The following is a 14,342-nucleotide window of genomic DNA, read 5'->3' on the forward strand; positions in this document are numbered from 1 at the left end:
GCGACCGGCTAAGGTGCCACCAACTCCACACCGCACCGGGTAAGTTGGGATGCCCGGGTGTGGGGGGCCAGGGCTCCCGGCAGTGGGATTGCCGGGAAGCCCCAGGTCACCGGGACTGCTGCCGCTCAGATCGCGGCATCAAAGGTGATCGGCTTCTTCGAGGTCCATCCGGCGGCGTCCGTCAAACGTCCGGTCGACTTGATGGCGGCGGCCTTGTCGGTGGCGACGGACACCAGCGGGGTGTGCCGTCGGGGTGCCGGACGGAGAAGGGTCGAGGTGCCTGCGGCTGCCGATGCCGACGTGATTGCCGTGACCTCGATGTTCATTTCGTTCATGGCTGTCTCATAGCTCCACTTCGTCGAGGGAACAGGTCCCAGCACCATCCCGTTCCCGTCGTAAGGTTGGGATGATCACTTAGGACCCGTAGACGTTCTTGGACAGCCTGAGACCTGAGCTGACACTTCTCGCGCGGACGCTATCATGCAGTGCAGTCGAACGCATACCGGGGGGTGTGCAGTTCTCGCGCACTTGAGCGAGAATTTCCATAGGTGTTCGCTTCTAGCCGTACGGGGGGACCATGCGGACTGGAACTCCAGGGCCAAGTGTGACTTTGAGTGACGCTGACCTGCCGCCACTCTTCCGGATTAGTGACCATCGTGCGCTGGCCAGGCAAGGAGAATCGTTTCGCGCGGTCCGTACCCAGCTCGTGACCCTTCTGCTGGCCACCACCACAGCCATGCTCGCGGAACGCCTCGACAGCCATGTCCCGGCGGCAATGGCAGCGGTGCTGTACGCGGCGACCATCGCCATCGGCCTGCACACCGCCCGCCGCCGGGCCCGGGCCCACTGGCGTGCCCACCGGGACGTCGCCGAGCTGCTCAAGTCGCTGGCCTGGCAGTACATGGTGCACGGCGGGCCCTTCCACACCGGGGTCGCCGATCCCGACGGGCTGTTCGCCGAGCGGATGGAGGCGCGGCTCGCGGAACTCCGGAAGGTCGGGTGGGCCGACGACTCCCGCTACGGGACCCGCGCCCGGGGAATCGCGCAGATCACCCCGGCCATGCGGGCCGTGCGGGCCAAACCGTTCGAGGCGCGACGGGACATCTATCTCCGCGACCGGCTCCTCGAACAGTTCGTCTGGCACCGCAACAAGGCCGCCCAGACCCACCGCTCCTCCGTCCACTGGTCGTCCGTCACCGCTGTCCTGACCCTGCTCGCCCTGCTCTCCGCCGGGCTCAGGGCCCTCGGGGTGATCGACGGCTGGGATCTCACCGGCCTGCTCAGTGCCGCCGCTGCGGCCGGTGTGGCGTGGCAGGAGGTACGCAGGCACCGGCCGCTGGCGTACGCGTACGGCCTCATCAAGGATGATCTCGACATGCTGCGGATCACGATGACCAAAACGGTGACGAAGTCGGGCTGGGCCGAGGCGGTGGCGGACGCCGAGCGGCTGGTCTCGCCGCAGCACACCGACTGGGTGGTCAGGTTCGGGAGCTGAACCGGCGTCCGTACCGCCGATGTCCGCACCGCCGGGGAGCCGAGCGAGTTAAGTGAACGCTTAATCAGCCGTTGACACACCTCACCGGCAAGCGGTGAAGTGCCCCCGGACACCACGTCCGCACGACTGACACGGGGAAGTCAGGGGGGATGCGGTATGCAGGTTCCCGCTCCGTTCGAGTACCGGCGCGTCGGCAGTGTCCCGGAGGCCGTCGCCCTCCTGGACCGGCTGGGCGACACCGCCCGGCTGGTGGCCGGCGGGCACAGTCTGCTGCCGATGATGAAGCTCCGGCTGGCCAACTTCGAGTACCTCATCGACATCAACGACCTGCACGGCGAGCTGGGTTACATCCGTGCCGAGCCCGGACTGATCCGCATCGGCGCGATGACCCGGCACCGCGAACTCCTGGAGTCCGACCAACTCGCCGCCGCCTTCCCGGTGTTCCGGGACGCCGAACGCGTCATCGCCGATCCCGTCGTCCGCAACCGCGGCACGCTCGGCGGCTCCCTCTGCCAGGCCGACCCCTCCGAGGACCTGTCCGCCGTGTGCACGACGCTCGACGCGAGCTGTGTGATCCAGGGTGTGGACGGCCAACGGGTCGTCCCCATGGGCGAGTTCCATCAGGGGCCGTACGAAACGGCGGTCGGCGACGCCGAGATGCTCACCGAGGTACGTCTCCCGGTCCGGCCGAACGGGTCCAGCGCGTACGAGAAGGTCGAACGGCGGGCCGGGGACTGGGCGGTGGTGTCGGCCGGGGCCGCCGTATGGCTGGACGGCGACGGACTGGTCGCCGACGCCCGGGTCGGACTCGCCGCCGTAGGGCCCAACACCGCCGGGATCGAGGGCATCGGCGACGCCCTGCGCGGCCGGCCGCCCGGCGAGGAACTGTACGCGCAGGCGGGGAACATCGCCGCCGAGGCCTGCTCGCCCGTCACCGACCGGCGGGGCAGCGCGGAGTACAAGCGGCACCTGGCAAAGGAGTTGACCGTGCGCGTGCTGCGCAGGGCCGTGGCCAGGATCCACGGAACCGATGGACAGGGGGTGTGACGCGCATGCAGGTCACCATGACCGTCAACGGGGACGAGGTCACCCGGGAGATCGAGGGGCGGCTGCTCCTCGTCCACTTCCTGCGCGACCATCTCGCCCTGACCGGCACCCACTGGGGCTGCGACACCAGCAACTGCGGTACGTGCGTGGTGTGGTTGGACGGCGAGCCCGTCAAGTCCTGCACCGTCCTCGCCGCCATGGCGGGCGGGCACGAGGTGCGGACCGTGGAGGGGCTGGCCGGGCCCGGCGGTCAACTCGACGCCGTACAACGGGGGTTCGTCGAGTGCCACGGGCTCCAGTGCGGGTTCTGCACGCCCGGCATGATGATGACCGCCCGCGCTCTTCTCGACCGCAACCCCGACCCCTCCGAGCCCGAGATCCGCGAGGCGATCTCCGGGCAGATCTGCCGCTGCACCGGGTACGCCACCATCGTCCGGTCCGTGCGGTGGGCCGCGGCGGAGGAGGCCGGGACCCGGACCGAGCAACCGGCGGACGAGTTGGCGAGCGGTCCGGGGGGTGTCTCATGACCACCGTCGCCGGGCGCGACTCAGCCCACGACAGCCAGGACGGCCAGGACGGCAGGCCTACCGCCTTCGTCGACAACGACCAGAAGCCCTGCGGCCACGGCCGTATGCTCCGCAAGGAGGACGCCCGCTTCGTGCGCGGCAAGGGGCGTTACGTCGACGACCTCCAGCTCCCCGGCATGCTGCACCTCGCCGTCCTGCGCTCGCCGTTCGCGCACGCCCGGATCGTGTCCGTCGACACCACCCTGGCCGAGGCGCACCCGAAGGTCCGGCTCGTCGTCACCGGTGCCGCGCTCGCCGAACAGGGACTGGCCTGGATGCCGACCCTCTCCGGTGACGTCCAGGCCGTCCTCGCCACCGACAAGGTCCGCTTCCAGGGTCAGGAGGTCGCCTTCGTCGTCGCCGAGGACCGCTACGCGGCCCGGGACGCCTTGGAGTTGATCGACGTCGAGTACGAGGCACTCGACCCGGTGATCGACGTACGCACCGCCCTCTCGCCCCAAGCACCCGTCATCCGGGACGACTTGGAGGGCAAGGAGGACAACCACTGCTTCGACTGGGAGACCGGCGACGCCGCCGAGACCGAGGCCGCGTTCGCCCGCGCCGACGTCGTCGTCACCGAGGACATCGTGTACCCACGGGTGCATCCGGCGCCCATGGAGACGTGCGGCGCGGTCGCCGACTACGACGCCGTCGACGGCCGCCTCACCCTCTGGTCCACCACCCAGGCCCCGCACGCCCACCGCACCCTCTACGCGATCGTCGCCGGACTGCCCGAGCACAAGATCCGGGTCATCTCCCCGGACATCGGCGGCGGCTTCGGCAACAAGGTGCCGATCTACCCCGGTTACGTGTGCGCGATCGTCGGCTCGCTGCTCACCGGGAAGCCCGTGAAGTGGATGGAGGACCGGGCGGAGAACCTGATCAGCACCGGCTTCGCCCGCGACTACGTCATGCGCGGCGAGATCGCCGCCACCCGCGACGGCAGGATCCTCGCCATCCGCACCAACGTCCTCGCGGACCATGGCGCGTTCAACGGCACGGCGGCGCCCGTGAAGTACCCGGCCGGCTTCTTCGGTGTCTTCACCGGCAGTTACGACATCGAGGCCGCCTACTGCAAGATGACGGCCGTCTACACCAACAAGGCCCCGGGCGGGGTGGCTTACGCCTGCTCGTTCCGCATCACCGAGGCGGTCTACCTCGTCGAGCGGATCGTCGACTGTCTGGCGTACGAACTAGGCGTGGATCCAGTCGAGTTGAGGCTGAAGAACTTCATCCGCCCCGAGCAGTTCCCCTACCGCAGCAAGACCGGCTGGGTGTACGACTCCGGGAACTACGCGCCCACCATGGAACTCGCCAAGCAGCTCGCCGGATACGACCAACTCCGCGCCGAACAGGCCGAGAAGCGGGCCCGCGGTGAGGTCATGGGCATCGGGGTGGCGTTCTTCACGGAGGCGGTCGGCGCCGGGCCCCGCAAGGACATGGACATCCTCGGACTCGGCATGGCCGACGGCTGCGAACTGCGCGTGCATCCGACCGGTAAGGCGGTCGTGCGGCTGTCGGTGCAGACGCAGGGGCAGGGCCACGAGACGACGTTCGCGCAGATCGTCGCCGAGGAACTGGGCATCCCGCCACAGGACATCGACGTCGTGCACGGCGACACCGACCAGACACCCTTCGGGCTCGGCACCTACGGCAGCCGGTCCACGCCCGTCTCCGGTGCCGCCGCCGCGCTGGTCGCCCGCAAGGTCCGGGACAAGGCGCGGCTCATCGCCTCCTCGATGCTGGAGGTGTCCGTCGCCGACCTGGAGTGGGCGAAGGGCTCCTTCCGGGTCACCGGCGACCCCGAGGCCTCGGTCACCATCCAGGACATCGCGATGCGCGCGCACGGCGCCGGCGACCTGCCCGACGGCGTCGAGGGCGGCCTGGAGGCGCAGATCTGCTACAACCCCGAGAACCTCACCTACCCGCACGGCGCCTACATCTGCGTCGTCGACATCGACCCCGGGACGGCCAAGGTGACCGTACGGCGGTTCGTGGCCGTCGACGACTGCGGGACCCGGATCAACCCGATGATCATCGAGGGGCAGGTGCACGGCGGTCTGACCGACGGGGTCGGGATGGCGCTGATGGAGATGATCTCCTTCGACGAGGACGGCAACTGCCTCAGCGGCTCTCTGATGGACTACCTCATCCCCACCTCCCTCGAAGTCCCCGACTGGGAAACGGGATTCACCGTCACCCCGTCCCCGCACCACCCCATCGGCGCCAAGGGCGTCGGCGAGTCCGCCACGGTCGGCTCACCGCCCGCCATCGTCAACGCGGTCGTCGACGCGCTGAAGCCGTACGGCATCCGGCACGCCGACATGCCGCTCACGCCCTCCCGGGTGTGGGAGGCGATGAACGGGCGCCCCATGCCTCCTATTTGAGGGGTCGTCATGAAAACAGTGAGTGCTCGTGCGCGTGAACTGACCGAAGGGCGCGTGCCGTTCGTGCACGCCCGAGTGGTGCGCGCCCAGGCGCCCGCGTCCGCCCGCCCCGGCGACGAGGCCATCGTGTACGGCGACGGCACGATCGACGGCTTCGTGGGCGGCGTATGCGCGGAGGGCTCCGTGCGTACGGCGGCACTCGACGCCCTGCACGGCGGTGGGCCGCTGCTGCTGCGGGTCCTGCCCGAGGGGGAGCCCGAGTTCCCGCCCGCCCCCGGAGCGCAGGTCGTCGTCAACCACTGTCTGTCGGGCGGCGCGTTGGAGATCTTCCTGGAGCCGGTGCTGCCGCCCCCGCTGATCGAGGTCGTGGGCGGCACCCCGATCGCCGAGGCGTTCATCGCCCTCGCCGACGTACTCGGCTACGCCACCGCACGCTCCCTCCCCGACGGCCCGCCCGCCGAACAGACCGTGGCGGTGGTCGTGGCCGGTCAGGGGAGAGGGGACGCCGAAGCGCTGCGGGCCGCCCTGGACGCCGACGTCCCGTACATCGCGCTGGTCGCCAGCAGGCGCAGGAGCGCGGCTCTGATCGAGGAACTCGGCCTGGCGGAAGGGGAGTCGGCCCGGATCCACACCCCGGCCGGACTGGACATCGGCGCGCGCACGGCACCCGAGATCGCGCTCTCGATCCTGGCGGAGGTGGTGTCGGCCGTACGGCGGACACCTCAGCCCATGACTGTGCGCGGCGACTGACGGGTGGCCCCGATGTCCGAACCGCCCGCCCGGCCCGTGCCGCCGGTCCTGTTCAAGGACGCCGACGACGTACGCCAACGGCTGGACGACGTCGGGTACTTGGTGGACGAGGGCACGGCGACCGCCCTCTTCCTCGCCACCGTCCTAGGCAGGCCGCTGCTGCTGGAGGGCGAGCCGGGCGTGGGCAAGACCAGCGCGGCGAAGGCACTCGCCGAGGCCCTGGACACCCCGCTGATCCGGTTGCAGTGCTACGAGGGACTGACGGCGGGGGAGGCGCTGTACGAGTGGAACTACCAGCGTCAACTGCTCGCGGTCCGGCTCACGGAGGCGCGCAGCCACGATCAACAGCGGCTGACGGAAACGGACTTGTTCACCGAGGAGTTCCTGCTCGACCGGCCGCTACTGCGCGCGGTACGCCACGAAGGCCCACTGCCGCCCGTCCTCCTCATCGACGAGATCGACCGAGCCGACGACGAGTTCGAGGCGCTGCTCTTCGAGTTCCTCGGCGAATCGGCCATCACCGTCCCGGAGTTGGGCACCTTCGCCGCCGTACGGCCGCCCGTCGCGATCCTCACCTCCAACCGCAGCCGCGAGCTGCACGACGCGCTGCGCCGCCGCTGCCTGTACCACTGGATCGACTTCCCGGCCCCCGAACGCGCGGTGGAGATCCTGCGCCGCTCGGTACCGGCGGCGAACGAGCCGCTGATCGCGTCGGCGACGGAGTTCATCGGGCGGGTGCGTGCGCTGGACCTGGACAAGGCGCCGGGCATGGCGGAGGCCATCGACTGGGTGTCGGCCCTGGCCGCGCTGCGGGTGGCGCGGCTGGCACGCGGGGACATCGTCGCCACGCTCAGCGCCGTCGCCAAGAGCCCCGACGACCGTATCGCCGTCACCGAGGCCCTCGAAGAGCTCGGCTACCCCGGACAAGCGAGGAAACCATGAAGATCGACAACGAGTTCGAGGTCGGCGTGCCCGTCGAGCGGGCCTGGCAGGCACTCACGGATCTGGCGGGCCTCGCCCCGTGCATGCCGGGCGCCCAGCTCACGGGTGTGGAGGACGAGGTCTACCGGGGCCGGGTGAAGGTGAAGGTCGGGCCGGTGATCAGCCAATTCGCGGGCACGGCACGCTTCGTGGAGAAGGACGAGGCGGCACATCACGCGGTGATCAGCGCGGTGGGCAAGGACACGCGCGGGGCGGGCAACGCGTCGGCGACGATCGACGCCCGGCTGCGGGCGGAGGGCGCGGGGACGGTCGTGACGGTGTCCACCGACCTCAACATCAGTGGAAAACTGGCCCAGTTCGGCAGCGGGATGATCAAGGAGATCTCGGAGAAACTGTTCGCCCAGTTCATCGAGAACGTGGAGGCGCAGCTCCTGACGCCGGACGCGGAAGAGGCGGAGGCGCCGGCGCCGGCGGCGGAGCCGAAGCCGCCGGCGCAGACCGAGGCGCAGACCGAGGCGCAGACCGAGGCGCAGACCGAGGCGCAGACCGAGGCACAGGCAGAGGCACAGGCAGAGGCACAGGCTCCGGTCCCGGTGGCCGTGTCGCCGCAGCCCGCGCAGGAACCGCTGGACCTGATGCGGCTGGCCGGAGGGTCCGTCAGCAGGCGGCTGATCCCGGTGGCCGTAGCCGCAGTCGTCGTGGCCGTGGTGATCTACCTTCTGGTCCGGTGACGTCAACCAGGCCTGTACTGCCCGCAGTTGACCGGGCCGCGTTCGTCGTCGCGCTCGCGACCCGGCTGCGTGAGCGGGGCGTGCCCGTGGGCCTCACCGCCACGCAGGACCTCGTACGGGCGCTGGCCGCAGTTCCACCGGCCTCGCGGACGGCGCTGTACTGGACGGCTCGGGTCACCCTCGTCCGTGAGTACGGCCAACTGGCCGCGTTCGAGGAGGTGTTCGCCGGTGTCTTCGGTGAGGCGGTGCTTGCCATGGACCCGCACGCGCGCCGGAACGGACGTACGCCGACGGGCGAGAAAGGCCGCCCCTCGTCGTCCCCCAACTCCATCGCGGCTACCGGCGATTCGGGCCTGCCCTGGGTCACCCTCCCGCCTGCCGTCACCGGGGCCGACCAGCGGGACGACCGCGCGCTGACCGCCGTACCGGAACGGCTGCCCAGTGAACTGGCCGGTTCGGTGGACACGCCGTTCGAGCAACTTGCCCCGACAGACGCGGAGTTGCTCGGGCGGTGGCTGGAGAGGGCGTTGGGGGAGTGGCCGAGGCGTCGGTCGCGGCGGTACGCGGTGCGGGCCGGTGGGCCGCGTGTGGCGATCCGGGAGACCGTGGCGCGGGCCCGCCGGACGGGCTGGGAGCCGGTGCGGCTGGTGCGGACGGGGCCGGTGCAACGGCCCCGCCGGGTCGTCGTGCTGTGTGACGTCAGCCGGTCGATGCAGCCGCAGGCGGTCGCGTATCTGCATCTGATGCGGGCACTCGCACTGACGACGGACGCCGAGGTGTTCGCGTTCGCGACGACACTGACCCGGCTCACCACGGTCCTCGGACGCCGCTCGGCCGAGGCGGCGGTCGACGAGGCCACCGAGCGGGTCGGCGACCGGTTCGGCGGCACCCGGATCGCGCACTGCCTCGCCACCCTGCTCGCCTCGCACCACGGCGGCACCCTGCGCGGAGCCGTCGTCCTCATCTGCTCGGACGGCTGGGACGGGGATCCGCCCGACCGGCTCGCGGCTGCCATGGCCCGGCTGCGGCGCCGCGCCCACACGGTGATCTGGCTGAACCCGAGGGCAGCCGCCCCGGGCTTCGAACCCCGTACGACGACGATGTCCACCGCACTGCCGTACGTCGACCTGCTCCTCCCGGCGGACAGCTTCGGGGCGCTGCTACGGGTGCCGGGCGAGGTGGCGCGCCTCGGGGCCGCGAACTCCCGCTGACCACTCGGCAGTCACCTCACTCTCACTCAGGAAGCGCACAGTTCCCACAAAGTTCCGTCGACGCGGCAACCCCTGGATCACCGGTGGCGACAGACGGGCGTCGGAAACGGAACAGCGCGAACTCCCGAACGAGAGTGACGACGTGGGCAAGAGAGCAGTGGGGCGCGGACCGCGCCGCAAGAGAACGAGCCGTCGCAGGGGCGTACTGATCGGTGCGCTGGTCGTGGCCCTGGGCGGTGGCGCGGTCGCGGGCGGGGTGCTGATGACGGCGTCCGCGTCCAGCCCGGGCGCCGGGACATACCGCCTGGTGAACGCGGCCGACAGCACCTGTCTGACGGGGGCGGCCTCGACCACCGCGAGCGGTGCGCAGCTTGGCACGGCCTCGTGCGACGACTCGGCCGCCGGGCAGACCTGGCAACTGGCCGACGCCGAGGGTGGGTTCACGGTCAAGGGCGTGGTCGGCGCACTGTGCGCCGGGGTCAAGGGCGCGTCGGCCTCCGCGGGCAAGGCGGTGCAGCAGCAGACCTGCGACGGCGGCACGTCGCAGGTGTGGAAGTTGACGGCGGTGGGCGACGCGTACCACCTGGTCAACGCCAAGAGCGCCAAGTGCCTCAACATCAAGGACGGGTTGGCGCAGCAGAACTCCTGCGACAAGGCGAGCAGCAAGAGTTGGACTCTGGTGGCGGAGGACGGCGGCTCGTCGGAGACGAAGTCACCGTCGGCTTCGGTTTCGGCTTCGGTTTCGGCGACCAAGTCGGCGTCAGCCTCTCCGTCGGCCTCCAAGTCCGCGTCCCCATCGGCATCTGCCTCTACCCCTACCTCTACCTCTGCCTCGGCCTCCGCTTCGGCGAGCAAGTCCGCGAGTGCCTCCACCACCCCGGCCTCCGGAACGGACTCCGCCAGCGAGACGACGCTCGGCGCGTGGCCCACGGTCGCCGGCGTGGAGCCGGTCACCGCGAGCATCGAGGTCTCGGGTACGTACGACGGCGGCCTCAAGCGCTTCTACGGCTCCGGTGACCTCGGCAGCGCCGACCAGGACGAGAGCCAGGGCCCGATCTTCGAACTCGCCGACGGTGCCGTCCTGAAGAACGTGGTCCTGGGTGCCCCGGCTGCCGACGGCGTTCACTGCCTGGGCAGTTGCACGCTCCAGAACGTGTGGTGGGAGGACGTCGGCGAGGACGCGGCCACGTTCAAGAGCAAGTCGGCCTCGGCGACGTACCTCGTCTCCGGCGGCGGCGCGCGGAACGCGGACGACAAGGTCTTCCAGTTCAACGGCGCAGGCACGCTCACTGTCCAGAACTTCCAGGTCGCCGACTTCGGCAAGCTGGTCCGCTCGTGCGGCAACTGCAAGACGCAGTTCGAGCGCCACATCGTGGTGAAGAACGTCCAGGCGACCAGCCCGGGCAAGGTCCTGGTCGGCATCAACGCCAACTACGGCGACACGGCCACGATTTCGGGGGTCACGGTAGTCGGCGACAGCAGCAAGAAGATCGTCATCTGCGAACGCTTCCAGGGCAACTCCACCGGCGCCGAACCCTCGTCCCTCGGCAACGGCCCGGACGCCACGCACTGCCGCTACAGCACCTCGGACGTCACGTACAAGTGATCCACCAGTGATCCGTCTCTGCCTGCGCGCCCCGGACGAGGGCGCGCGACGAAGGTGCTCAGGGCACGGGGCCTGAGCACCCCTCGGCCCTCACCGCCAGGCCGCGGCGGTGGGGGCCGATGTCGTGGGCGGCCTCGGAAACGCCGGGCGCGCGAGCGCGCCCTTCAGGGGCGCGGGGAACTGCGCGACCAGCCCCCACCGGCCGGCAGCGAACGAACCACATGCGCAGCGGATCCCTCAACTCCACAGAGTCACGTGAATGGCCGGCCGAAACCGCCCCGCAGTAACCCCCGTACCACGCAGCATCGCCTGGATGGCCCGAGGCGTGGTGACGAACCGCCGAAGCTCTGCGGCCGTCGGCGGCTCCTCGCGGTCGGCGAGGGCGAGGACGTTCCACGAGCCGCGGGCCGGGAGGGCCGGCGCGTCGAGCCGGCATAGCCCACCCCCGGCGATGTCCTTCGCGACAGCGAACGCCACCGCAAGGGCAACCCCCTTCCCACGCTTGGCCTCCTCCACCGCGGCGGCATGGCTCTGGAAGATGCGCTGGTTGTGCTCGGGAACGCCCAGGCAGCGCAGCACGGACGGCACCATGCCGACCCGGCCGACGGCGGACGGCCCCAACAGCCAGGTCTGCTCGCGGAGTTCGCGTACCCCCGCACCACCGGCGGCCCCTGTGGCGAGCGGATGGTCGGGTCCCACGACGGCGATCAGCTGGTAGTTGAGGAAGGGGGTGCAGTTCATGGCCATCGCCACAGGCATGCTCTCGTCGCCGACGACGGCGGTGGCGGTGGCGGTGGCGGGAGGCGGCCCGATGGCCACGTCCACGGCCCGGTTCACCAGCAACGCGCCGAACCGCTGCGGACTGTGCACGCTCAGCTCGACGTCCAGATCGTCCGCACGCCCCGCGAACAGTTCGATGAGACCGGGCGCGGCATGCTCCGCGAACAGACTCGACGCGGCCACCCGCAACAGCCGTCGGCCGGAACCGGCCTGCCGGACCTCGAGGATCGTACGGTCCTGGAGCCCGAGCAGTTCCGCCGCCCGGCTGGCGAGCCGCAGCCCGCCCGGTGTGAACGCGAGCCCCTGGGCGGTCCGGGTGAAGAGCTTGTCGCCGAGTTCCTTGCGCAGATGCGCGACGTGCGTCGACACGGCGGCCTCGGTGACGGCGAGCTCGGCCGCGGCGGCCTTCACGGAGCCGAGCCGGACGGTCGCGGAGAAGGCCCGCAGCTGTGCCGGGGTCAACAGAACCTCCCCCGCTCACCACGGGTGCCCATTCACCGGTGACCTGCACCACAAATTAGCGCACCAGTTCGCCAAGAGCCATGCCCCGGACCGGAGGGACCGAGACCCGGAATCCGTGGCCACCCCGAGCCCCGGAATCCGTGGCCGTCCCGAGACCCGGAATCCGCGACCGCCCCGAGACCCGGAAACCGCGACCGCCCCAAGCCCGCAAACCGCGACCGCCCCGACGTCAGGACCGCAGCAGCCCCGGCCGCCACAGCACCGTCACCGCGACCCCCGTGCGCCGCGCGTACGCCACCACGTCCCCGGTGCCGCCGAGCCCCCGCGCGGGCAGCCCGTCCCACACCGCGACCAGCTGGTCGACGTGGTCGACGATCCAGCGGCCCGCCGCGAAATAGGCCTCCTCGTGCGTCGCCTCGACGGGCAGATTCACGCGCGTACGGCAGGAGTTGAGAAGTCGGCGGTACGAGGCCCGCGTGTCCGCGTCGCCGAGGTGGGCCTCGTAGTCCATACCGGGAATCACGGCCGTGAGCGGGATTCCGCGCTCCAGGGCGATGTCGGCGAACAGCTGATCGGCCCCGGCGGCGAGGCTGCTCAGCGCCTCCAACTCCTCGTCGCCCTGGAGCAGTCGGCGGATGCCCGTGCGCACGGACGGCAGGACTGCGGCGGGGATCGAACGATGCCCGGTCACACCGATACGCGTACGGACACGCGCCACGACACGCGTACCCCTGCCGGTATTCCTGCCAGGGTCCCTGCCGAGATCCATTCCCGTGTCGATGCACGTGCCGAAGCGAGTGCCGACGAGCGTGCCGTTACGCGTGTCAATGTCCGTCACTGACTGCCCCTCCGCCGTCTACGTTCCGTCACCTCACCCCAGAGTGCCGTCTCCGAGCGGGGCTTGCCAGAGTGCGGTCGTACCCGCGCGTGCGCCCGTCGTACCGTCGCCGCTGCCGCCATCGCCGTAGACCGTCAGCCGTACCCCGTCCCGTCCGTCCGGCAGGACCGCCGTCGCGTCGACCGTGATCGTGACCCGGGTGACACCGGGACGCCGTACGGCGGTGGCGAGCGCGCGGCGCAGAGCGGTGAGGAGCTGGGCGGCGACCGGGGCCGGGACGCGGTGCTCGACGGGTCCGGTGAAGTGGACGGAAGGCCGGCGGCCGAGCACCGCCGCCGCACCGGCCGCCTCCCGAAGTACCTTGCCGCGCAAGGTGGTTGGCGCGTCGGCCGGGGGCTGCTGGAGAGCGAAGATGGTCGTACGGACCTCCTGGACGGTGGCCTGGAGTTCGTCGACCGCCCGCCCGAGAATCTCGCGCACCTTGTCGTCGCCCACCGCACGGCGCTGCGTGGACTCCAGCATCATGCCGGTGGCGAACAGCCGTTGGACGACGAGGTCGTGCAGATCGCGGGCGATCCGGTCGCGGTCCTCGTACACCGCGAGACGGGCGCGCCGGCGCCGGGCGTCGGCGAGGACGAGCGCGAGGGCGGCCTGCGAGGCGAACTGCGTCGCGAGCAGCTTCTCTGTGTCGGTGTACGGGCGCTCCCCGCGCCGGCGCGGCAGCGCGAGCGTCCCGATCAGCCGCCCCTCGGCCTGCAACGGCAGCAGCATGTTCGGCCCGAACCGGTGCCGAACCGGGGTCGTCAGCCGCGGGTCGGTCGCCGAGTCGTCGACGAACACGGGTTCCCCGCCCAGCAGTTGGCTGAGAACAGGACTCCCGGGCGCGATGACGGTCCCCACGATGTCGCCGTCACCGGGATCGTCGCCGTCGAGCGTGGCGGCGGTGACGACCTCCATACCGCCCTCGTCCGTCGGCTGCAGGATGACCCCCGCGGCGGCGTCGGCGAGCAGCCGGGCACGGTCCGCGACGGTCAGCAACGCGTCGTCGTCGGCCCCGCCGGTGAGCAGCGCGGTGGTGACGGCGGCGGCACCCTCGATCCAGCGCTCGCGCTGCCGGGCGGTCTCGTACAGCCGGGCGTTGCCGATCGCGATACCGGCCTGCGCGGCGAGGACGCTCAACAACTGCCGGTCGGAGTCGGAGAATTGACTGCCGTCGAGCTTCTCGGCGAGATACAGCCGCCCGAACTCCCCGCCCTCCACCAGGATCGGTACGTCGATGACGGTGATGCCCGCCCGTTCGGCGCGCCCCAGATCGGCCTTGCGGATCTCCACGAGACCGTCGTGCCCGGGGTCGGCCATCGCGAGCCCCCCGTACCGGGCACCGGTCAACTCGGCGGCGCCGTCCACGATGTGCTGGAGCGTGGCGCGCAGTTCGAGATCGGTACCGATGCCGAGCACGGCTTCGAGACGGGGCGGGAGCGGGGGAGACAGCGGCGCGTCGCCCGACATATGACGGGGAGTACCGTC

Annotated in this window: 12 protein-coding genes and 2 pseudogenes; 10 read left to right on the plus strand and 4 right to left on the minus strand. The window is 70.8% G+C overall.

Going from position 1 to position 14,342, the window contains the following annotated elements; genetic code table 11:
* Positions 1–125: 125 nt before the first annotated feature.
* A complete protein-coding gene (locus LUX31_RS35320; protein ID WP_235479370.1) occupies positions 126–335 on the minus strand; it encodes a hypothetical protein in 210 nt (69 codons plus the stop codon).
* 242 nt (positions 336–577) lie between these two features.
* Here LUX31_RS35320 and LUX31_RS35325 point away from each other — a divergent pair, with 242 nt between their 5' ends.
* The 10 genes and pseudogenes from LUX31_RS35325 to LUX31_RS35370 all read left to right on the plus strand — a co-directional run.
* The gene (locus LUX31_RS35325; protein WP_235479371.1) at positions 578–1,495 is read left to right on the plus strand and encodes a DUF4231 domain-containing protein; all 918 of its coding nucleotides are present in this window, start codon (positions 578–580) and stop codon (positions 1,493–1,495) included.
* Between the two features lie 156 nt (positions 1,496–1,651).
* Positions 1,652–2,542: an FAD binding domain-containing protein gene (locus tag LUX31_RS35330; protein WP_235479372.1), complete on the plus strand. Its 891-nt coding sequence runs from the start codon at positions 1,652–1,654 to the stop codon at positions 2,540–2,542.
* A 5-nt stretch (positions 2,543–2,547) separates the two neighbouring features.
* Complete coding sequence (locus LUX31_RS35335) at positions 2,548–3,069, plus strand: (2Fe-2S)-binding protein (RefSeq protein WP_328285740.1); 522 nt, start codon at positions 2,548–2,550, stop codon at positions 3,067–3,069.
* Positions 3,066–5,495, plus strand: a complete 2,430-nt coding sequence (locus tag LUX31_RS35340; protein ID WP_235479374.1) for an aerobic carbon-monoxide dehydrogenase large subunit — start codon at positions 3,066–3,068, stop codon at positions 5,493–5,495. The genes LUX31_RS35335 and LUX31_RS35340 overlap by 4 nt, the downstream gene beginning before the upstream one ends.
* Before the next feature lie 9 nt (positions 5,496–5,504).
* Positions 5,505–6,245 carry an XdhC family protein gene (locus LUX31_RS35345; RefSeq protein ID WP_235479375.1) on the plus strand — a complete coding sequence of 247 codons (741 nt, stop codon included), beginning with the start codon at positions 5,505–5,507 and terminating at the stop codon, positions 6,243–6,245.
* 12 nt (positions 6,246–6,257) lie between these two features.
* Complete coding sequence (locus tag LUX31_RS35350; RefSeq protein ID WP_235479376.1) at positions 6,258–7,187, plus strand: AAA family ATPase; 930 nt, start codon at positions 6,258–6,260, stop codon at positions 7,185–7,187.
* On the plus strand, positions 7,184–7,918 hold the full coding sequence (locus LUX31_RS35355) for an SRPBCC family protein (protein WP_235479377.1): 735 nt from the start codon (positions 7,184–7,186) through the stop codon (positions 7,916–7,918). The genes LUX31_RS35350 and LUX31_RS35355 overlap by 4 nt, the downstream gene beginning before the upstream one ends.
* A complete protein-coding gene (locus LUX31_RS35360) occupies positions 7,915–9,129 on the plus strand; it encodes a vWA domain-containing protein (protein WP_235479378.1) in 1,215 nt (404 codons plus the stop codon). The genes LUX31_RS35355 and LUX31_RS35360 overlap by 4 nt, the downstream gene beginning before the upstream one ends.
* A gap of 262 nt (positions 9,130–9,391) precedes the next feature.
* A pseudogene (locus LUX31_RS35365) lies at positions 9,392–9,781 on the plus strand (RICIN domain-containing protein); the annotation flags it as partial.
* A 171-nt stretch (positions 9,782–9,952) separates the two neighbouring features.
* A pseudogene (locus LUX31_RS35370) lies at positions 9,953–10,735 on the plus strand (pectate lyase); the annotation flags it as partial.
* Positions 10,736–10,972: 237 nt separating this feature from the next.
* Here the strand turns inward: LUX31_RS35370 and LUX31_RS35375 are convergent.
* The 3 genes from LUX31_RS35375 to LUX31_RS35385 form a co-directional block, all read right to left on the minus strand.
* Positions 10,973–11,977, minus strand: coding sequence for a LysR family transcriptional regulator (locus LUX31_RS35375; protein WP_235479379.1), 1,005 nt, complete (start codon positions 11,975–11,977; stop codon positions 10,973–10,975).
* Positions 11,978–12,206: 229 nt separating this feature from the next.
* Complete coding sequence (locus LUX31_RS35380) at positions 12,207–12,668, minus strand: hypothetical protein (protein ID WP_443046029.1); 462 nt, start codon at positions 12,666–12,668, stop codon at positions 12,207–12,209.
* 180 nt (positions 12,669–12,848) lie between these two features.
* Positions 12,849–14,324 carry a sensor histidine kinase gene (locus LUX31_RS35385; RefSeq protein ID WP_235479381.1) on the minus strand — a complete coding sequence of 492 codons (1,476 nt, stop codon included), beginning with the start codon at positions 14,322–14,324 and terminating at the stop codon, positions 12,849–12,851.
* Between the last annotated feature and the right edge of the window lie 18 nt (positions 14,325–14,342).

The organism is Streptomyces sp. GQFP, assembly GCF_021545335.1.
Classification (GTDB): Bacteria; Actinomycetota; Actinomycetes; order Streptomycetales; family Streptomycetaceae; genus Streptomyces.